The sequence below is a fragment of the Aeromonas australiensis genome (genome assembly GCF_000819725.1).
Lineage (GTDB): Bacteria > Pseudomonadota > Gammaproteobacteria > Enterobacterales > Aeromonadaceae > Aeromonas > Aeromonas australiensis.
In genome coordinates this window covers 1-19346 of sequence record NZ_CDDH01000054.1, presented here as the reverse complement: position 1 = coordinate 19346, position 19346 = coordinate 1, and the positions used below count along the sequence as shown (strand labels likewise).

17 protein-coding genes are annotated in these 19346 nt (G+C 59.7%); 6 read left to right on the top strand and 11 right to left on the bottom strand.

Going from position 1 to position 19346, the window contains the following annotated elements; translation table 11 throughout:
* Nucleotides 1-42: 42 nt before the first annotated feature.
* The 4 genes from BN1117_RS08395 to BN1117_RS08380 form a co-directional block, all read right to left on the bottom strand.
* Complete coding sequence (locus BN1117_RS08395; protein WP_040096483.1) at nt 43-915, bottom strand: virulence factor BrkB family protein; 873 nt, start codon at nt 913-915, stop codon at nt 43-45.
* A 176-nt stretch (nt 916-1091) separates the two neighbouring features.
* On the bottom strand, nt 1092-2333 hold the full coding sequence (locus BN1117_RS08390; RefSeq protein WP_040096481.1) for a malic enzyme-like NAD(P)-binding protein: 1242 nt from the start codon (nt 2331-2333) through the stop codon (nt 1092-1094).
* Between the two features lie 254 nt (nt 2334-2587).
* Entirely contained in the window at nt 2588-3814 is a 1227-nt protein-coding gene (locus BN1117_RS08385) for an aromatic amino acid transporter (protein ID WP_040096478.1), read from the bottom strand.
* Between the two features lie 168 nt (nt 3815-3982).
* Nucleotides 3983-5416 carry a DUF2867 domain-containing protein gene (locus BN1117_RS08380; RefSeq protein WP_040096476.1) on the bottom strand — a complete coding sequence of 478 codons (1434 nt, stop codon included), beginning with the start codon at nt 5414-5416 and terminating at the stop codon, nt 3983-3985.
* A gap of 279 nt (nt 5417-5695) precedes the next feature.
* On the opposite strand from BN1117_RS08380, the gene BN1117_RS08375 reads away from it, so the two are divergent.
* Nucleotides 5696-6751: a hypothetical protein gene (locus BN1117_RS08375; protein WP_040096475.1), complete on the top strand. Its 1056-nt coding sequence runs from the start codon at nt 5696-5698 to the stop codon at nt 6749-6751.
* Nucleotides 6752-6830: 79 nt separating this feature from the next.
* On the opposite strand, the gene priA is transcribed toward BN1117_RS08375, so the two are convergent.
* The gene (priA, locus tag BN1117_RS08370; RefSeq protein ID WP_156129928.1) at nt 6831-9038 is read right to left on the bottom strand and encodes a primosomal protein N'; all 2208 of its coding nucleotides are present in this window, start codon (nt 9036-9038) and stop codon (nt 6831-6833) included.
* 148 nt (nt 9039-9186) lie between these two features.
* Between priA and rpmE the strand changes: the two genes are divergently transcribed.
* Nucleotides 9187-9402 carry a 50S ribosomal protein L31 gene (gene rpmE / locus BN1117_RS08365; RefSeq protein ID WP_005340673.1) on the top strand — a complete coding sequence of 72 codons (216 nt, stop codon included), beginning with the start codon at nt 9187-9189 and terminating at the stop codon, nt 9400-9402.
* 94 nt (nt 9403-9496) lie between these two features.
* On the opposite strand, the gene BN1117_RS08360 is transcribed toward rpmE, so the two are convergent.
* The gene (locus BN1117_RS08360) at nt 9497-10144 is read right to left on the bottom strand and encodes a chromophore lyase CpcT/CpeT (protein WP_040096472.1); all 648 of its coding nucleotides are present in this window, start codon (nt 10142-10144) and stop codon (nt 9497-9499) included.
* A 122-nt stretch (nt 10145-10266) separates the two neighbouring features.
* Nucleotides 10267-12120 (bottom strand): methyl-accepting chemotaxis protein, encoded by a 1854-nt coding sequence (locus BN1117_RS08355; protein ID WP_040096470.1) that lies wholly within the window; start codon nt 12118-12120, stop codon nt 10267-10269.
* A gap of 146 nt (nt 12121-12266) precedes the next feature.
* On the opposite strand from BN1117_RS08355, the gene rraA reads away from it, so the two are divergent.
* Nucleotides 12267-12752: a ribonuclease E activity regulator RraA gene (gene rraA / locus BN1117_RS08350; RefSeq protein WP_005340678.1), complete on the top strand. Its 486-nt coding sequence runs from the start codon at nt 12267-12269 to the stop codon at nt 12750-12752.
* 269 nt (nt 12753-13021) lie between these two features.
* On the opposite strand, the gene BN1117_RS08345 is transcribed toward rraA, so the two are convergent.
* The 3 genes from BN1117_RS08345 to BN1117_RS08335 all read right to left on the bottom strand — a co-directional run bounded on the left by BN1117_RS08345 (nt 13022) and on the right by BN1117_RS08335 (nt 15581).
* A complete protein-coding gene (locus BN1117_RS08345) occupies nt 13022-13696 on the bottom strand; it encodes a 7-cyano-7-deazaguanine/7-aminomethyl-7-deazaguanine transporter (protein WP_040096469.1) in 675 nt (224 codons plus the stop codon).
* A gap of 159 nt (nt 13697-13855) precedes the next feature.
* Entirely contained in the window at nt 13856-14143 is a 288-nt protein-coding gene (locus tag BN1117_RS08340) for a DUF3630 family protein (RefSeq protein WP_040096467.1), read from the bottom strand.
* Nucleotides 14144-14153: 10 nt separating this feature from the next.
* A complete protein-coding gene (locus tag BN1117_RS08335) occupies nt 14154-15581 on the bottom strand; it encodes a protein adenylyltransferase SelO (protein WP_040096465.1) in 1428 nt (475 codons plus the stop codon).
* 105 nt (nt 15582-15686) lie between these two features.
* On the opposite strand from BN1117_RS08335, the gene BN1117_RS08330 reads away from it, so the two are divergent.
* Complete coding sequence (locus BN1117_RS08330; protein WP_040096463.1) at nt 15687-15989, top strand: c-type cytochrome; 303 nt, start codon at nt 15687-15689, stop codon at nt 15987-15989.
* 67 nt (nt 15990-16056) lie between these two features.
* Here BN1117_RS08330 and recQ read toward each other — a convergent pair whose 3' ends face one another.
* The gene (gene recQ / locus BN1117_RS08325; protein WP_040096461.1) at nt 16057-17892 is read right to left on the bottom strand and encodes an ATP-dependent DNA helicase RecQ; all 1836 of its coding nucleotides are present in this window, start codon (nt 17890-17892) and stop codon (nt 16057-16059) included.
* Nucleotides 17893-18025: 133 nt separating this feature from the next.
* Between recQ and BN1117_RS08320 the strand changes: the two genes are divergently transcribed.
* Nucleotides 18026-18490 (top strand): thioesterase family protein, encoded by a 465-nt coding sequence (locus tag BN1117_RS08320; RefSeq protein WP_040096460.1) that lies wholly within the window; start codon nt 18026-18028, stop codon nt 18488-18490.
* Nucleotides 18491-18614: 124 nt separating this feature from the next.
* Nucleotides 18615-19142: an AbiTii domain-containing protein gene (locus tag BN1117_RS08315; RefSeq protein WP_040096458.1), complete on the top strand. Its 528-nt coding sequence runs from the start codon at nt 18615-18617 to the stop codon at nt 19140-19142.
* The last annotated feature ends 204 nt before the right edge of the window (nt 19143-19346 follow it).

The following is a 19346-nucleotide window of genomic DNA, read 5'->3' as shown; positions in this document are numbered from 1 at the left end:
CAGGTGCGGAATGACGGATAAACCAATGGCCAAGGCGATGGCTTAGCCCAGCTCTTCGCTGGCCGGTTTCTCGTATTCACCGAGGCAGGCGGTGGTCTCAGCCCCCAGCAGCACCACCAGCCAGCTGAGGTAAACCCAGACAAACAGAATAGGGATAGTCGCCAGCGCGCCATAGATAGCCTGATAGGAGGGGAAGTTGGTGATGTAGATGGCAAAGCCGCGCTTGGCCAGCTCGAACAGGGTCGCCGCCACCAGCGCGCCGATCAAGGCGTGGATCAGCCGCACCTTGCAGTTCGGCACCACGGTATAGACCAGCAGGAAGGTGAGCACCGAGAACATGAACGGCAAACTGCGCAGCAGCAGATACCCGAAGCCGAACAGGCTCTCGGCGCCAAACAGCCGCAGCGAGAAAATGTAGGAAGAGATAGCAATGCTGGCCCCGATCAGCACGGGCCCCAGGGTCAGGATCATCCAGTACATGGCAAACGCCTGCGCTAGCGGGCGACCCCGGGTTGAGCGCCAGATGTAGTTGAGGTTCTTGTCGATGGCAGAGATCAGCATCAGGGCCACCACCACCAGCGCTCCGACCCCTACCGCAGTGGTGTTGGTGGCGTTGGCAACGAAGCCATCAATGTACTCCTTGAGCATCTCCCCCGCGGTCGGGACGAAGTTGTGGTAGACAAACTGCTCCATCTCCTGTTTGAGACTCTGAAACACCGGAAAGGCAGACATCATGCCAAACACCACGGCGATCATCGGCACCAGCGACAGCAGGGTGACATAAGCCAGATAACCGGCGGTGACCGTCAATCTGTCCTGCTGGAAACGGCCCCAGACAAACTGGGCAAAGTGGCGACCATCATGGCGCACAAAGGAGAGGGCGTGGGCCAAACGGCCGCTGACAGGCTGCAGCATCTTGATTCTCGTTAGCGTCATAGTGGCAATATTGTGTCAGAGGAGAGCGCTGTTTGACCACCTTTGCACCCGATTTGCCTCCATATGCCCCAACCTGTCGCCCGACTGGCGTCTCTGGCTGTCGCCAGAAGCAGAAATAAAAACGGCCCCGCTATGGGGCCGTTTGCAACGCCGGATTACAGCATGTAGTCCGCAGGCAGCTCGATGCGGGCGACGCCGGAGGCCACCGCTGCCAGCGCCACGGCGCGGGCTACCCGCGGCAGCAGACGGGCATCCATCGGCTTGGGAATGACGTAATCCTTGCCGAAGGCGAGCTCGCTCACCCCGGCGGCGGTCAACACCTCGGCCGGTACCGGCTCCTTGGCCAGCGCGCGGATCGCCTCGACCGCAGCAATCTTCATGGCATCGTTGATGCGGCTGGCACGGGCGTCGAGAGCGCCGCGGAAGATGAAGGGGAAGCAGAGCACGTTGTTGATCTGGTTCGGGTAGTCGGAGCGACCGGTGCCCATGATGAGATCACTGCGTACCCCGTGGGCCAGCGCCGGCTTGATCTCCGGGTCCGGATTGGAGCAGGCGAAGATCACCGGGTTGGGCGCCATCAGGGCCACCGCCTCGGCGGGCAGCACATCGGGGCCTGAAACACCGACAAACACATCCGCCCCTTCGATGACATCCATCAGGGTGCGCAGCGGAGTCTCGTTGGCGAAGCGCTGCTTGTACTTGTTGAGATCGCTGCGGCCGGTGTGGATAACACCCTGACGATCCAGCATGAAGATGTTGTGCGCTCTGGCGCCACACTTGATCAGCAGGTCCATGCAGGCAGTGGCAGCAGCCCCCGCCCCCATGCAGACGATGCGGCTGTCACTGATCTGCTTGCCCTGCACTTCCAGCGCGTTGAGCAGACCGGCGGCGGTAACGATGGCGGTGCCGTGCTGGTCATCGTGAAACACCGGAATGTCGCAACGCGCGATCAGCGCCTCTTCAATCTCGAAACACTCCGGCGCCTTGATATCTTCCAGGTTGATGCCACCGAAGGTATCGGCGATGGCCGCCACCGTGTCGATAAACTGCTGGCTGGTCTCGTGCTTCACCTCGATGTCGATGGCGTCGATACCGGCGAAGCGCTTGAACAACAGGGCCTTGCCCTCCATCACCGGCTTGGAGGCCAGCGGCCCCAGATTGCCCAGACCCAGAATCGCGGTGCCGTTGGAGATGACGGCCACTAGGTTGCCCTTGCCGGTATAGCGGTAGGCATCGGCCGGGTTGGCAGCGATCTCGCGCACCGGCTCGGCAACACCCGGGCTGTAGGCCAGCGCCAGGTCGCGGGCGGTTTCGGCGGGCTTGGTCAGGGCGATGGCAATTTTGCCCGGTACGGGCTGGGCGTGGTAATCGAGTGCTTCTTGACGCAGATCGGACATGGGGGACCCCGATGTGGTTGGTGCAAATGAGGTGCCGACAGGGGGCACGCAGAAGGGCGGGGATCATAAAAGAAAGCAGTGGGCATGCCCAGCAGATCATGCTGCCATCAGCCAGATCAGACCAGTTATTTCAGCACCTTACCCCGCCCGCGCCTACCACTTTAGTTATAGATTCTGCCATGTGGGGTAAAAATGGAGCAAAAAGGGCGGCAATTTGGCCTTGCCGCCCTTTCTGTCAGTGCTGTAGACCTGACTCAGTTGCCCAGATAGACCGGCAACAGATTTGCCATCGACAGGAAGTGGAACAGCGCGGTCGCCAAACCGAACAGGATCAGCAACCAGGCCATCAGCTTGCCGCCGGGGGTGACGAAATGGGGGGTCACTTCGCCCCGCTCGGCCCGCGCCCGGGTGCGCAGCACCAGCAATGCCGGGATGATGCAGGTCCAGATGGTGGCGGCGGCACCGGCATAGCCGATGGCCAGCAGGAAGCCGAACGGGAAGAGCAGGGAGAGCAGCAGCGGCGGCAGGAAGGTGACCGCCCAGGTCTTGCAGCGACCGGCGCGGCTGTTGTCGAACTTGAACAGATCAGCCAGATAGTCGAACACCCCGAGCCCCACCCCGATAAAGGAGGAGAGGATGGCCGCCATGGAGAAACCGTTGATGGCGCTGGCCACCTTCTCCGATTCGATCACCCCTGAAAGCGCGGAGAGCAGCACACTCACGTCACCCCCCTTGGCAATCACGGGAGCAAAATCCTGACGGGGCAGGTTGCCGAAGATCCCCAACAGCCAGAGCACGTAGAGCGCCAGCGCGATCAGGGTTCCCCCCAGAATGGCCCATCTGGCCTGCTGCTCGTTCTGGTAGTAGGCACGCAGGGAGGCCACCGAGTGGTGATAGCCGAACGAGGTGAGCGCTACCGGCAGCATCGCCATGGCATAGGGAGCGTAGCGGCTCTCGCTGCCCGCCAGATCAAGCAGGGTCGGCAGCTTGATACTGCCGAGCAGACCGGCCACACCGAGGGCAAAGCTGAGGATCATAAAGGCGATCAGCACCACCGAAATACGGTCAACGGCGCGGGTCGAGTGCCACACCACCGCAGAGAAGATCGCCACAAACAGCACCGAGGCGAGCTTGCTGTCGATCCCCAGCATCCCCTGCAGGATGGCACCGGAGGAGGTGATATAGGCGTAGAGCAGAATGCCGCCAACAAAGTAGACCGAGAGGTTGTTGAGGAGATTGAGCTTCTCCCCCAGCAGCTCACGGGTCACAGTATTGAAGGAGACCCGCATGTCGTGGTGCTGGAAGGACTCCAGCAGCATCCAGCCAGAGAGGGTCATCATCACCATGGTGAGAGTCAGTGCCAGCACCGACCAGAGGGTCCAGGCCCCCGCCCCCGCACTCGGCAGACCGAGCATGCCGGCTCCCACGCAGACGCTGGCAATGATGCAGGCGCCCCCCAAAATTGACGGTTTTTTATTCATAATCCCTTCTTTTTCTGACTGATTATCTATCCGCGGTAAACAAGACTGCGGCATGATGCCAGCCTTTACCATGAGACGCCTACCACTATCTGTCAGAACGGGGCATGGCACCGCATAAAAAGCACCCCGAACGGGGCACTTTATAAGCGGGAAAGATGTGAAGCGGGTTTAATCCATCACCGGGATACCAGCCCTCGCTTCGGCTTGACGGGCGATGGCTTCGGTCATCCCTTGAAAGATGAAAAGGTGGAACGGCAGCATGGCGAGCCAGTAGGCCAGCCCCCAGGCGCCCTGCGGATGCCAGTGAGCGGTGACCCGGATCCGGGTCAGGCCCGACTCCTCCGGCAGGATATTGAACGCCAGCCGCCCGACGCCCGGGGCCTTCATGTTGAACAAGAGATCGAGCCTGCGCCCCTCATCCACGCCAAGGATCTGCCAGGAGTCGAGCATGTCCCCCTTCACGAAACGATCGGGATTGGTGCGACCACGAGTGCGGGCCGGACCGCCGATCAGGTGATCCATCCATTCGCGCACCACCCACAGCTCGTTCATGTAGAAGTAGCGCTGCTCACCCCCCAGCTGCTGCAACACCTGCCACACCACCTCGGGAGAGGCGAGGCAGATGGCCTCGCCGCTGGCGGTGCGATCGTAGAAACCATATTCGGGATGGCGCCAGCGCAGGCCGAGGGGGGTCTCCTGCCCCTGCTGTTCGGCACCCAGCTTCTGCTCCAGCGCCAGACTCTCCGCCAGCGCCTCGTCGAAGCTGAGCAGGGTCTGTGGCAGCAAGGTGCGCAGCGGGCCGTCGTCGGCCGGGATATCGTGCTTGAGACCGCCCACCAGCGCCTTGGCCACCGGCTGCGGCACCGAGGTGACAAACTGCAGCCACCAGGCAGAGAGGCGCGGGCTCAGAAACGGGATGGGAATGATGGGGCAGCGTTTGCCGATATGGGCAGCGAACTTCTGCAACTGCTGCTGATAGCTGAGCAGCTCGGGACCGACCGCATTGAAGATGCGCCCATCCACCTCGTCGGCCTCTACCAGCCCGCCCAGATAGTGCAGCAGGTTGGAGAGCGCAATCGGCGGCGTGCGCGAGCGCACCCATTTGGGTGTCACCATCAGCGGCAGGTTGAACACCAGATCCCGCATCACCTCGAACGCCGCCGAACCGGGCCCGATGATGATGCCGGCGCGCAACTCCACCGTCGGCACGCCGGAGTCACGAAACAGCTCGCCACAGTGGCGGCGGGAGTTGAGATGGCGGCTGTTGCACTGCTCTGGCTGGATTGCCCCCAGATAGATGATGCGACGCACCCCGGCGGCACGGGCAGCGGCAGCAAAGTTCTTTACCCCCTGCTGCTCCAGCCGGTGAAAATCGGCTCCCGACCCCATGGCATGCACCAGATAGAAGACGGTATCGATACCCGCCAGCGCAGGCAGCAGTGTGATGGGCTTGAGGCTGTCGGCAAGACGAAACTCGACCCCCTCAGGCAAGCGGCAGGGACGGCGCGCCCCGGCAATCACCTTGTAGCCCAGGGTTTGCAGGTAAGGCACCAGATAGGAGCCTATATATCCTGCAGCTCCCATCACCAGACAGTTACGCATGAGTGCAGCCCTCAACATCATTGATGCCTGGGGTGCCAGACAGGAATCCACCATACCCTGCCGCACCCATCACCAGCCAATTTCTCATCCTCTATTCCTCTTCACATGTTGCGCCCTGCGCTTGGGCAAACAGGCCACCACCCGCATGTCCATCATCCTGCCACGCAGCCACCTTGCAACCTAGTACTAACCACCTCCCTGATTAGTCCAATTTGGTGTTAAGCCCTGCTTATTCACTGGTCGATAACTAACCAGACGTATAGCGCCGAGGGTGAACATATGCGCATCGACCACTACGACCTGCGGGGGGAGGTAAACCATCAGTATCAGCAGTTGCAGTCACGACAAGTGCGCAACCTCGGTCCTGTGCCCCCCGTCAGCACACCTGCACCGGAGGCCAATGACGCAGTCACACCGGGCGAACGGCGTAGCACCCTGACCCTCTCCAGCGCCCTGACGCTACAAGCCGCAAGGCAATCGGCCGCCAGCCCGCAAGCGACAACGGCCACTGCCCCGCCCCCAGCGGAGATCGGTCAGGAACAGGATGGCGTTCCAGACGACGGGTTGGATAATCGACTAAGGCTGATCAAGCTAATGATAGAGGCGATGCTGGGCCATAAAATCGAGCTGCCGCAGCCGATAAAACCCTCTGATGGTAATGCGGCAGCCATGGCACAGGGGGGCGACGAGTCGGACCAGCTGGTGGAAGTCACCGATATCCTGGTGCAACAAGAGCGGCTAACGGTCGTTGCGGCGGCCAGTGTGCAGACCAGCGACGGCCAGACATTGCAGCTGGATCTCGGTTTTGTTCTCGACTGGCGTCAGCTCGATATCAGCCAGCGCCGTACCACATTGGGGGCCCTCAAGGATCCGCTGGTACTCAATCTGGATGGCAAGATTGCCGGCCTGACCGAGGCGCGCTTCCAGTTCGACATCGATCAGGATGGCAAGATGGATAAACTGCCCGGCCTGACAAGGGGAAGCGGTTTCGTGGCGCTGGATCGCAACGGCAACGGCACCATAGACGATGGTGGCGAATTGTTCGGGGCCCGCTCCGGCGACGGCTTCGGCGAGCTGGCCGTCCTGGATGAAGATGGCAACGGGGTGCTGGACGAGCGGGACAGTCAGTTCGCGGCCCTGCAGTTCTGGCACCCCGAGCACGCTCCCATCGCCCTGGTGGAGCTGGGGATCGGCGCCATCCTGCTGCGCCCCCTCGACACCCCCTTCAACCATCTGGGAGAGAACGGCAATCTCGGGGTACTGCGTCAATCCGGCCTCTATCTGACTGAACAGGGTAAGGGGGGCTGGGTGCAGCAGATCGATCTGCGAGTCTGAATCCGGCCCCCACATAGCAAATCCGGTCGCTGACACCGCACATAGGTAGCCACTGAACAGTGAGCGACCAGTGCCGGACTCAGCTCAGCTCGGTGGGGTCGATATCCAGACTCCAGCGCACCTTTTTGGTCTCAGGCCACCCCTCCAGCTCCTTCACCGCCCAATCCAGCAGCTGGGCCAGTGGTGCTCGATTCGGCCCCTGCACCAGCAACTGCATCCGGAACTTGCCTGCCTTGCGCTCCATAAAGCCGCTGATGGGCCCCAGCACCTGAACATGGGGATAGCGGGCACTGCGCAGGGTATCGGCGAGACGGGTGAGGAACAGCTGCACCTCGTCGCGGCCGTTAGCCTCGGCGCGGAACAGCCCTTGATAGCTGAAGGGCGGCAAACCCAGCAGGCGACGCTCTTTCAGCGCCGTCTCGGCGAAGTGGCCATAACCGTTCTGGGTCAGATCCTGCAGCAGAGCGTGTTCGGGATGGTGGCTCTGCAGCACGACCAGCCCCGGTTTGCTGGCGCGCCCGGCACGACCCGCCACCTGGGTGTAGAGCTGGGCCAGTTTTTCGGCGGCGCGAAAGTCGGCGGAAAATAGGGCGCCATCCACATCCAGCAGGCCCACCAAAGTCACATCCGGGAAGTGGTGGCCCTTGGCCAGCATCTGGGTACCGATCAGGATCTTGTACTTGCCCGCCTTGATGTCGCCGAGGTGGGTCTCCAGCTCCCCCTTGCGGCGGGTGTTGTCCCGATCGATGCGCACTACCGGATATTGCGGGAAAACTGTGGTGAGCAGCTGCTCCAGCTGCTCGGTGCCAACCCCTGAGCCGATCAGCTCGTTGCTGCCACACTCGGGGCAGTGGTGGGGTAGCGGGCGGACACTGTCGCAGTGATGACAGTGCAACCGTCGTCCGGCCTGATGCCAGGTGTACCAGGCATCACAACGCTCGCAGGCAGCGCTCCAGCCACATTGATGGCAGATAAGGGCTGGGGCATAGCCACGGCGGTTGAGAAACAGCATCACCTGATTGCCCGCCGCCAGATGCTCAGCCATCAGCTGCTCCAGCTGGGGCGATAGCCCGGCCTGCAAGCGCACACTCTTGATATCGAGGATTACCTGACGGGCGGTCTGGGCATTGCCGGCTCGGCGAGTCAGGGTGAGATGGTGATACTTGCCGGTGCGGGCGTTGTGCAGCGTCTCCAGCGACGGGGTGGCCGAGCCAAGCAGGATGGGGATACCGGCGCGATGAGCCCGCATCACCGCCAGATCCCGCGCGTGGTAGCGAAAACCGTCCTGCTGCTTGAAAGAGCCGTCGTGCTCCTCGTCGATGATGATGATGCCGAGGTTGTGAAACGGGGTGAACACCGCGGAGCGGGTGCCGATCAGGATGGCGGCACCGCCGTCGCGGCAGGCGAGCCAGGCATCGAGCCGCTCCCTGTCATTCATGGCGGAGTTCATCGCCACCACAGGCACCTTGAAGCGGCGGCGGAAGCGGTTGATGGTCTGCGGGGTGAGGCCGATCTCCGGCACCATCACCAGTGCCTGCTTGCCCGCCTTGAGCAGGGGCTCGAGGATGCTCAGGTAGACCTCGGTCTTGCCGGAGCCGGTGATGCCATCCAGCAGGAAGGCGCCGAACTTGTCGCTCTGGCTGGTCACGGCAGAGACGGCCAATGCCTGCTCGCCATTGAGGCGCAGCCCCTCCCCCGACTCAAAACGGGCGGCCCAGTCGCGCTCAAAGCTTGGTTCCAGCGAGCGCTTCTCCAGCAATCCCTTCTTCTCCAGCGCGGTGAGTGCGGCGCTCGAAATCTCCTCCTGTTTGAGGGCAGAGGGGGTCTGCGGCCCCTTGCGTAGCAAGGCGAGGGCTTGTTGTTGCTTGGCAGCCCGCTTGAGATCATTAAGGTCGATAGCCATGCCCGCATCGGTAGCAAACCAGAACTCCAGCTCCCGATAAGCAGCTGGCTCCCCCTTGCGCACCAGCACCGGCAGGGCATGGGGCAACACCTCACCCAGCGGATGCTGGTAGTAACTGGCACTCCAGTTCATCAGCGCCAGAATATCCGGTCCCAGCACCGGCGCGCTGTCGAGCACCCTCTTCAAGGGCTTTAATTTGTTGCGCGGCACCTGGCTGTCGGCCGGATGCTCCACCACCAGCCCGACCAGGGTCTGGGGGCCGAACGGGATCTCGACCCGGCAACCAGGGGCAGGTAACGGCAGGGGAGAGAGATAGTCGAAGTGACGGCGTAACGGTACCGGCACAGCGACACGAACCAGATCCAGCATTTGGGGAGAATTCACCAGGGGTTGCCTATTTTTTCTGCGAAGCCACTTGCCTGAACTCAGGCATTTCCTATATTATTCGCAGCCTTTGAAACTGTGTTCAACAATCGTGTGGTGTCCGACAAGAGATCGGATGGCGACACGGCCTATTACTTTGAGGTTGTCCATGAAAGCTGGTATCCATCCTGACTACGTAGCCATCACCGCCAAGTGCTCTTGCGGTAACGTCATCAACACTTTCTCTACCATCGGTAAAGATCTGAACCTGGACGTGTGCTCCGAGTGCCACCCGTTCTACACCGGCAAGCAGAAAGAAGTTTCTAGCGGCGGCCGCGTAGACAAGTTCAACAAGCGTTTCGGTGCGATGACCACCAAGAAGTAATCTTGCTTCTGAAGAATTCTGAAAAAGGCGCCTATCGGGCGCCTTTTTTATTGTCTTGACCCTGCCCATACCCGCTGCCAGCCATCACGGACGCTTACTGACCGAATCCTCCGGAGCGACGCAAATAGACATACCCCTCAGCCGGGCTACCCCAGCGCAGCCCTCCATCATTATCATAGGCTCGGTCCAACAGCCTGACGTAATCGGGGCCAATCCAGATATGCTGCACTAGAGTCGTCGCGCCACCAAAATCGGTGGAGCAATGCCCTACCCTGGTGTGACCGGTGTAATCGCCGGATGGGGTACGGCTTAGCCAGATCTCGCAACCGTGACGCAAGGAGAGCTGCTGCGGAGTCAAACTGTCAAGCAGCTTGGGATGGTGCCAGGCCCCGGCGAAATCAATAGCCATGGGCATGGTAAACTCTGCCATCAGGACCCGTCCGTCAGGGGCGGGTGAGAAGCGATAGATGCGCTGGCGAAAGGGGCGAATGGCTCGCTGGCTCAGGTACTGCTCGGCATAGACCCAGCGATAGCCCTGATAGCCGGACCAGATCTCCATCAGGCGCAGCTCGGCACTGGTAAAGCGGCTGTCGTAACTGGCCTGCTCCCGGCTAGTAAAAGCCCCGTTAAACCAGCTAAGCAGCGGCTCCATACCGGGCTTGAGTGGGGTAACCTGGCCACCCTCTGCCAGCACCAGACAGGAGCAGAGCAGCCCGAATACGGCCACCAGCAACTTTGCCATCGAATCCTTCCGAGTCATCATAGTGGCGGCGATTATATGAGCGAATTTTCCCAATAACAGCCACCACGATCAAATCATTGCCACTCTGCTGCAAAAACCTCACAAGGACGATAACCCGCTCACTAAACCCTGTATTTTGCCACCGCCTGGTTGAGCAGCCGGGCCTGTTCGTTGAGGCCCTGACTGGATCTGGCATTTTCCTCTGCCATAGCGCTCGACTCCTGGGCAATATCGCGAATGTTGTTAACGTTGCGGTTCACCTCGTTGGCCACCAGACTCTGCTGCTCGATAGCCGCTGCAATCTGGGTGCTCATATCCATGATGTTGGTAACATCCTCGGTGATCTGTCCCAGTAACTCCCCGGCGTTACTAGCCTGCTCCGAGCTGCGGTTGCCCTGATCACGACAGGTTGCCATCACCTCGACGATACTGCCGGTCTGCTTCTGCAAAGAACTAATGATGCCAGCGATCTCCTGGGTCGATTTCTGAGTACGAATAGCAAGACTGCGCACCTCATCGGCAACCACTGCAAAGCCACGCCCCTGATCACCTGCCCGAGCCGCTTCAATGGCTGCGTTGAGGGCCAACAGGTTGGTCTGCTCGGCAATCCCGCGGATCACATCCAGCACCGAGCCAATGGTCTCACTCTCTTTTTGCAACTGGGCCACCTCCCGAGCGGAGCTCTCCAGATTACCCGCCAGCGCACGGATCTGCTCGACAGTATTCTCAACTGCGGTGCGCCCTTCCATCGCCTTGTTGTTGGTGGCCTGGGCATTGTTGGCCGCCTGCTCGGTGTTGCGGGCAATCTCTTCGATGGTAGAGCCCATCTCGGTGGAAGCGGTCGCCACCATGTCGGTTTCCTGCAACTGGCGTGTCGCCCCTTCGCTGGTACGCTGAACATTGGCCGAGAGGTGATCCGCCGCCTCGGTCAGGGTATGCACACTCTGCTTCACATCGCCGATCAGGTTGCGGAACCCACCCAGCATCACATCCAGATTGCCCGCCAGTTGCGCCATTTCGTCCGCCCCCTGCAACTCAATCTTGAGGCGCAGGTCGTTGTCCTGTCGGATGCGGTTTACGGTATCATTGACCCGTGAAATGGGGCGATCAATGCTGCGACCGAGTAACACACTCATGATTCCGATAAGCACGATGATCACTGCGCCACACACCAACATCAGGGTATTGAGGCGGGAGGTCTGCCGGATCAACTCTCCAGCCACATGCTGCTCTACAGTGTCAAATCCCTGATCGGTCTGATGCACCAGCTCGCGCATCTGGTTGCGCAGCCCCTCATCCTCTTTCAGCCCCAGTACCTGCATCCCCTGCACCAGCGCCACAAAGTCCTGCCGGTACTGCTTGCTAGCCTGCTCCAGCTTGCCGCGCTCATCCTCCGGCAAGGCGCCAAGGCTAGCCTGGAAACTCTTGTGCAAGGTCTCGAAACGCTCCAGATACTGGATATCGGAGCGCAGCATGAAGTCCTTCTCTGCCCGCCTCAGCTGCAGCATGGTGATGAGCAGCCCTTGCTGATCCAGCTGCTTGAGCCCACTCTCCACCTCATGCACCGCCGCCCTCAGCTTGCCATAGAGCCCATCTTCAGGCCCCAGCCCAATCTTCTGCTGTTGAGCCACCAGATCATTGAATGACTTACCGTAACCTGACATCAGCTGCGCCAGTCGGGTCAACTCCCCCTCTGCGGCAGCCAAGGTAGCATCGCTGACCAGCTGTTGGCTGCGTTGGTTGAAATCAGCCAACAACTCGTTGAAGCGATTGGCGAATGCCATGTCCTTGCGGAGCATGAAGTCTTTCTCGGCACGCCTGAGGTTGAGCATGGTGATCTCGAGCCCATCAACATTACGCTGGGCTTCAGTCAGCTGACGGCTGACCTGGTTTGAGTAAAAAAACAGACCATTCAGTACCAGCATGGCAACAGCAACCAGCACGGTATTCAGGATCAACTTATGACGGATAAGCACGATGGACCTCTCGCAAACTGGCAGTGAACTGCATTGAGCTTATGCAGAAAAGCGGCAACAGGTGATCTGTGCAAGGAATATTCATTGAAATGCCACACCCACTCCTTATACTGGTTGCACCTGTTTCCAGCCGTGGATTTGACACTATGGAATACAATACCTCTGAATTGTGCGACATCTATCAGGACATGGTAGATGTGCTTGAACCCATGCTCTGCTCCTTCGGCGGCCGCGCCTCTTTCGGCGGCGTCATCACCACCGTCAAATGCTTCGAATCGAATGGCCTTATCCGTGAGCTCGTCAAAGAGAACGGGCTGGGACGCGTCTTGCTGATCGATGGTGGTGGCTCCATGCGCCGTGCCCTGATCGACAGCGACATCGCCACCACGGCGGCAGAGAACGATTGGGAAGGGATTGTCTGCTATGGCTGCGTCCGCGAAGTCGATATTCTGGAAGATCTGGATATCGGCATTCAGGCACTGGCAGCCATTCCGGTTGGTGCCGACAGCAAGGATGTCGGAGAGACCGATCTGCCGGTCAACTTCGGTGGTGTCACTTTCCTACCTGACGACCACCTCTACGCCGATACCACAGGGGTGATCCTCTCCCCCGAGGCACTCGATATCGAGTAAGCCACAGACAGCGTGACAACGGGAGCCTTGGCTCCCGTTTTTTATGGCCGCAACTTGCTGAAAAATGACAAAAAAGAGGGCCAGATAAACTGGCCCTTAACTGGAAGCAATGTGAGCAATGTCGTGCCTTCACAAGAAGTCCATCACGTTGGAACGAATGAAGTCTTTCCCGGAAAACAAGTTAACAATAATCATTCTCATTTAACTAGGCAAGCGCTATTTGCAGAAAGTGCAAAAAAATTGACCACCGCGAAGGGTGGTCAATCTGGTCAGGCTTGCCGGGTGGTCGTTTGCAGGCTGGATAATCCGGCCTCGCCCACCAGCTTGCGGCTGAGGTAGCGCAGCAAGACACCGTAGAGCGGCACGAACAAACCAAGGCTTATCAGCAACTTGAATACGTAATCGACGGTTGCAATCTCGACCCAGTGCTCAGCCATAAAAGGATCTGTGGTGCGCCAGAATGCCACACTGAAGAAGGCGATGGTATCGACCAGATTACCGAACAGGGTGGAGGCCGCCGGAGCAATCCACCAGACTTTCATCAGTCGTAGCCGGTTGAACACCACCACATCCATGAACTGCCCCACCAGATAGGCAATAAAGCTGGCCAGGGCGATACGTGCCACGAACAGGTTGAATTCGGCCAGATGACCAACACCCTGGAAGCTCCCTTCAAAGAAGAGCACGGAGAGCGCATAGGAGACCGCCAGCGCCGGCAGCATCACGGTCTGGATAATCTTGCGTGCCAGACCGGCACCAAAGATCCGCACCGTCAAATCGGTCGCCAGGAAGATAAACGGGAAGCTGAACGCACCCCAGGTGGTATGGAAGCCAAACACGGTGATCGGCAGCTGCACCAGATAGTTGCTGCTGGCAATGATCAGAATGTGGAACAACGACAGGCGAACGAGCGCCGTTTGGTACTGCGCAGGGGTCAGATTCATCTTGTGACCTTTTTGGTTAATGGGGTTAGGGAACCCATATCGCCACCATTGGCGATAATCGAGGGGCGAGATTATACGCCCCCAAACCGATAGTTCAATCTTTATGCGATTAGGCTCATCCAGGTTAGCCAGCGGCAGAGCTGGCCTTACAGGCGATAGTCACGCCTTGTGCTGTCTGGCGAGCCAGAGCAGCGCCTCCCGATCCGCCGGGTGCACCGCCTCCAGCCAGCAACCGCTGTAGTGTTCATACTCCAGCCGAAACTGGCTCCCTTCAAACTCCAGCATCCAGCTATGGCGGTCTGCTCCCGCATCCTGCTCGAGCGACTGCAACTCCCACTCTCGCAGCAAAGCCTGCGCCAACAGCGGAAACCTGTCCCAGTCGAGCGCCGGACAATCCAGCGTCACTACGCCAGCTTCGCTATCTACCTGTTTGATTTGCCAACTCATGCCCAATCTCTCAGCTGCTGCAGGAGAGCTCACCACCGCAATACCATGCCGGAGTCGGGGTGGCGAGATCCTCATATTCGGGTTGTTCATCAAAGGGGCGCTGCAGGGCGGCGAACAGTCGCTCGAACGGCAGCATATCCCCTGCGTCAGCGGCATCTATCACCTGCTGGGCCAGCGCATTGCGCAGCACATACTTGGGATTGATGGCATCCATCTGCCCCTTGCGCACGGCATCCTCACTTCCTTCGCACAATAGCCGCGTCCGATAGCGTTCCAGCCACGCCTGCCAAACACCAGGTTCAGACAACAGGGCAAGCAGAGACGCAGGCCACCCCCCCTCTTGCGTCACCTCACCGAGACGGCGCAGGAACAGGTGGTAATCCACCTTGTGGGCCGCCAGCAATCGGAACAGCTCGCGGAACAACGCAGGGTCATCCTCCTCCCACACCGCCAGCCCGAGCTTGGCCCGCATCAGCTCGGAGTAGTGCAACATCAGCTGCTGTTCGTACTGGGCCAGCGCCGCAGCCAGCGCATCACCGTCTACATGGCCAGCCAGCGCCTGTGCCAGCTTTTGCAGATTCCAGTAACCGACCGCAGGCTGCTGATCCAGCGCGTAGCGGCCCGCAGGGTCCGAGTGGTTGCAGACAAAATCGGGCACATAGGCATCGATAAAGCCGTATGGCCCGTAATCCAGCGTCAGGCCGAGCAGCGACATGTTGTCGGTATTCATTACCCCGTGACAGAACCCCGCCGCCTGCCATTTGGCAATCAGCCGCGCGGTGCGGCGCACCACTTCGGCAAACAGTTCGGCGCCACTCTCCAGCTCGGGGAAGTGGTGGCGCAGCAGATAGTCGATGAGTGGCGGGATCTTCTCTCCCTGCCCGCTCCAGGCGAAATACTCGATATGACCGAAGCGCAGATGGCTGGGGGCGGTGCGCAGCACGGTCGCCCCGGCCTCAACCTGCTCGCGATAAACAGGCTCCTGACTCCCCACCAATACCAGCGCCCGGGCGGTGGGGATGCCGAGGGTATGGAGCGCCTCGGAGGCGAGATATTCGCGGATGCTGGAGCGCAGCACGGCGCGACCGTCGCCGAAGCGGGAGAATGGCGTCTTGCCCGCCCCTTTGAGGTGCAGGTCCCAGCGGCTGCCATCCGGTGCCAACTGCTCCCCCAGCAGCAGAGCGCGACCATCCCCAAGCCGCGGGCTGTAGCCCCCGAACTGATGGCCCGCATAGACCTGCGCCACCGGCTGCATGCCTGGCAGCACTTTTCCCTCGCCACAACAGGCGATCCAGTCAGCCGCGCTGACACCTTCCAACCCCAACTCAGCCAGCAAAGCCCGGTTGAGATGAAGCAACCGGGGCTGCTGCAGCGGCTGGGGGACCACGGGTTCACAGGCCCAGGGTAACTCGGTCGCAAAAGTGTTGATCAACTTCATGGTTGTGCCATTCGTCCCTGCGTATGCTCGTATCACTCTTTATACTGCCGCCAACCACGCTTGCGCTAACTGGCGACCATCATTTTTCAATTCAAGGAGAAGAAGATGCAAAAATGGGTATATGCCCTGCCCTTGCTGGCACTGGCGTGGGGTCATCAGGCCAAGGCTGCCGATATTGAAGCCGGCAAAGCCAAGGCTGCGCTCTGTGCCGCCTGTCACGGCGTGGAAGGCAAGGCGATGATCCCCAACTATCCCCATCTGGCGGGTCAGAATGCCGCCTATCTGGTGAAACAGTTGAAAGCGTTCAAGGATGGCACCCGCAAAGAGCCCTTGATGGACCCCTTCATGGCACCGCTGACCGATGCGGATATCGACAATCTGGCCGCCTTCTACGCCAGCCTGAAATAACCTCGCGTCTAACCCTTGGTTCTTCCGAGCCGCGCTTACCGTGGTCGATTAGGCTGCCTAATCGACCCTACCGCCGGCAGTAGTCGATGATCAGATCCATAAAGGCCTCACCGAAACGCTCCAGCTTGCGGTGACCGACACCGTTGACCGCCAGCATTTCCTCCTCGGTCATCGGCATGAGCTGAGCCATCTCCACCAGGGTGGCATCGTTGAACACCACGTAGGGCGGCACCTCTTCATCCTCGGCAATCTGCTTGCGCAGGCCGCGCAGCTCCTTGAACAGCCGCTTGTCGTAGTTGGCATTGTCGAGCAGACCGTTGCGCTTCTCCTTGCGGCTGGAGATAGGCTGCAGGCGGGGTACCGCCAGCTCCAGCTTCACCTCGCCACGCAGCACGGGGCGGGCCGCTTCGGTCAGCTGCAGTACCAGATTGCGGGTAATGTTCTGGGTCAGCAGCCCCTTGTGGATCAGCTGGCGAATCACGCTTATCCAGTATTCGTGGCTCTGATCCTTGCCGATGCCGTAGGTCGAGAGCTTGTCGTGACCATGATCCTTGATGCGCTGGTTGAGCGAGCCGCGCAGCACCTCCACCACATAACCCACCCCGAAATTCTGCCCCACCCGCCAGACGCAGGAGAGCGCCTTCTGGGCATCTTCGGTACCGTCATAACTTTTGGGCGGATCGAGACAGATATCGCAGTTGCCGCACGGCTTGTCGTTGTACTCGCCGAAGTAGTTAAGCAGCACCTGACGGCGGCAGGTCTGCGCCTCAGCAAAGGCCGCCATCACGTTGAGCTTGTACTGCTCCACCTGCAACTGCTGCGGGTTCTCGATGTTGTCGAGCAGACGGCGCACCCGACCAATGTCGGCGGGGTCGTAGAGCAGCAGCGCCTCGGCGGGAGTGCCATCGCGCCCGGCACGGCCGGTCTCCTGATAGTAGGATTCGATGTTCTTCGGGATGTCGTAGTGCACCACGAAGCGCACATTGGGCTTGTCGATGCCCATACCGAACGCCACCGTTGCAACCACAATCTCGATGTCATCCTTGAGGAAGGCATCCTGGGTCTGCTGGCGCTGCTCGAGCGGCAGCCCCGCATGATAGGGCGCGGCCTTGCAGCCGTGGCGGGATAACCGCTCAGCCACCTCCTCCACCCGGTTACGGCTGGAGCAATAGACGATGCCACAGTTGCCCTTCTGGCTCTGCACGTAACGCAGCAGCTGCTCGGCCGCCTTGAACTTCTCCACCAGGCTGTAGCGGATATTGGGACGATCAAAGCTGGCGGTGTGGATAAAGGGATCGCTCAGTTCCAACCGATGCAGCATATCGCTGCGAGTCGCCTCGTCAGCGGTGGCGGTAAGCGCTACCACCGGCACCTGCGGGAACCACTGTTTGAGTCGCCCCAGCGCCGCATATTCAGGCCGGAAATCGTGACCCCACTGGGAGACGCAGTGCGCCTCGTCGATGGCGAACAGACCGAGCGGCAGCTCGGCCAGCCGGTCCATAAACTCGTGCTGCAGCAAGCGCTCGGGGGAGACATAGACCAGTTTGATCTCGCCACGCCGCATAGCGGCGAAGTTCTGGATCATCTCCTCCCGACTCAGTGTCGAGTTGATGTAGACCGCAGCCACTCCGTTGGCACGCAAGCTGTCGACCTGATCCTTCATCAGCGAAATAAGGGGAGAGACCACAACCCCGAGCCCGGGCCGCAGCAGTGCCGGGATCTGATAGCAGAGCGACTTGCCGCCGCCGGTGGGTTTGAGCACCAGGGCATCGCGCCCAGCAACAATCTGCTCAATGATCTCGAGCTGACCCGGCCGAAACTGTTGATAGCCGAAGACCGCCTGCAGCAGGGCAAGCGGACTCTCTGGCTGAGGATCTGGCAGGGGTTCGGCAATCTCGGTCATGGGCTCTCCTTTGGGGTCGCCATTCTAAAGCAGCCGCCGCCCACAATAAACCTGCCATTGCGACGGTTAAGGAACTGTTGCAGACTGGCTGGAGTTTTTACTCGGCTTTGATGACAAGGATTGGGATCAGAGAATGAAACAGATGCAGAAGAAGATGGCGCTCAGTGGCATTGCCAACCTGTTTGCCGAGAAGATGCCCTTCAACAAGCTGCTCGGCATGCAGGTGACCCACTACGACTTCGACAAGGTCGAATTGCGTATCAAGATGGATGACAAGCTGATCGGCAACCCCTTTCACAACATCCTGCATGGCGGCGTCACCGCCACGCTGCTGGATGTAGCGGGCGGCATGATAGTCGCCGCCTCCTGCATCGACGAGCTGGAGGAGTTCTCCCCCAGCTATCTCAAGGAGCGCTTCGCCCGCCTCGGCACTATCGATCTGCGGGTGGATTACCTGCGCCCGGGGCGCGGCAACGAGTTTATCGCCACCGCCCACATCATCCGGGCTGGCAGCAAGGTCGCCGTCGCCCGGATGGAGCTGCACAATGAAGAGGGTACCCACATCGCCTTCGGCACCGGCACCTATCTGGTGGGTTGAACCAAATTAGTGCATAAAAACCACGTGGCTAATCCACTTTTAATCATTAGATTCCTTACCCCCTCTGGCCGAACAAGGTCCATACTGATAGTCGGGATTGTGTGCAGAGGGAGGATTGCAGGCGATGAGTGCGAAACCGGCCATCAAACCATCCAGAACCTTGTTGACACAGCTCGAGCTCATGCTCGACCAGGTGCAAAAACCTGAGTGTCGCCACTGGTTGGAACAGGAGCTTGAGGGGTATTCTCTCTCCTCACTCCTGCCTTGGTATCGCATCGTTCCCTGTCGGCAACGTGGTCACTTCTTGGATCTGAAAACGGGAAAATATTTGACCTGTCACATCAACAGTCAAACGCTATGCCAACGCGACCTGGCCCAAATTCAGTTCATTTATGCCCGTGAACCCGCCGCCCACTATTTGCTGCAACGCAATTCCGGTATTGAACCCTGGCCAGAGCAGCTGCTGGAAGATTATCAGGAGCAGTTGATCCCCGGCCATCTATGCCTGCAAGCCTGGCATGAGCCCGTGATTTCATTACGTGCACAACTGATTGAGGGAATAGAACATTTCATTAGTGAGTACCCCAAGCACGCGGCCTTGCTGCCTCAACACAGTTTCAAGGCTTTGCGGCATCAGCACTGGCATATCTGAGTAAGCGCCTGGCGCGCAAGGAGGGCACCATAGACAAGACCCATAGCGAGATTGCCACAATCTAGAGTACCGGAGCCAGAATAGACTCCACCAATGGGCCACCTAGCGGTGGCCCTTTCAATGCTATGGCTAATGCTAACCTTAGTCAGTTCGCAATGCCGATTGACAGTAATTCGCCAATATAAAAAAGGCCTTCCCGTTAGG

Bases quoted from the DNA above. Each gene is read 5' to 3' on its own strand.
- BN1117_RS08395 (WP_040096483.1), bottom strand. From the start codon at position 915: ATGCTGCAGCCTGTCAGCGGCCGTTTGGCCCACGCCCTCTCCTTTGTG.
- BN1117_RS08390 (WP_040096481.1), bottom strand. From the start codon at position 2,333: ATGTCCGATCTGCGTCAAGAAGCACTCGATTACCACGCCCAGCCCGTA.
- BN1117_RS08385 (WP_040096478.1), bottom strand. From the start codon at position 3,814: ATGAATAAAAAACCGTCAATTTTGGGGGGCGCCTGCATCATTGCCAGC.
- BN1117_RS08380 (WP_040096476.1), bottom strand. From the start codon at position 5,416: ATGCGTAACTGTCTGGTGATGGGAGCTGCAGGATATATAGGCTCCTAT.
- BN1117_RS08375 (WP_040096475.1), top strand. From the start codon at position 5,696: ATGCGCATCGACCACTACGACCTGCGGGGGGAGGTAAACCATCAGTAT.
- rpmE (WP_005340673.1), top strand. From the start codon at position 9,187: ATGAAAGCTGGTATCCATCCTGACTACGTAGCCATCACCGCCAAGTGC.
- BN1117_RS08360 (WP_040096472.1), bottom strand. From the start codon at position 10,144: ATGGCAAAGTTGCTGGTGGCCGTATTCGGGCTGCTCTGCTCCTGTCTG.
- rraA (WP_005340678.1), top strand. From the start codon at position 12,267: ATGGAATACAATACCTCTGAATTGTGCGACATCTATCAGGACATGGTA.
- BN1117_RS08345 (WP_040096469.1), bottom strand. From the start codon at position 13,696: ATGAATCTGACCCCTGCGCAGTACCAAACGGCGCTCGTTCGCCTGTCG.
- BN1117_RS08340 (WP_040096467.1), bottom strand. From the start codon at position 14,143: ATGAGTTGGCAAATCAAACAGGTAGATAGCGAAGCTGGCGTAGTGACG.
- BN1117_RS08335 (WP_040096465.1), bottom strand. From the start codon at position 15,581: ATGAAGTTGATCAACACTTTTGCGACCGAGTTACCCTGGGCCTGTGAA.
- BN1117_RS08330 (WP_040096463.1), top strand. From the start codon at position 15,687: ATGCAAAAATGGGTATATGCCCTGCCCTTGCTGGCACTGGCGTGGGGT.
- recQ (WP_040096461.1), bottom strand. From the start codon at position 17,892: ATGACCGAGATTGCCGAACCCCTGCCAGATCCTCAGCCAGAGAGTCCG.
- BN1117_RS08320 (WP_040096460.1), top strand. From the start codon at position 18,026: ATGAAACAGATGCAGAAGAAGATGGCGCTCAGTGGCATTGCCAACCTG.
- BN1117_RS08315 (WP_040096458.1), top strand. From the start codon at position 18,615: ATGAGTGCGAAACCGGCCATCAAACCATCCAGAACCTTGTTGACACAG.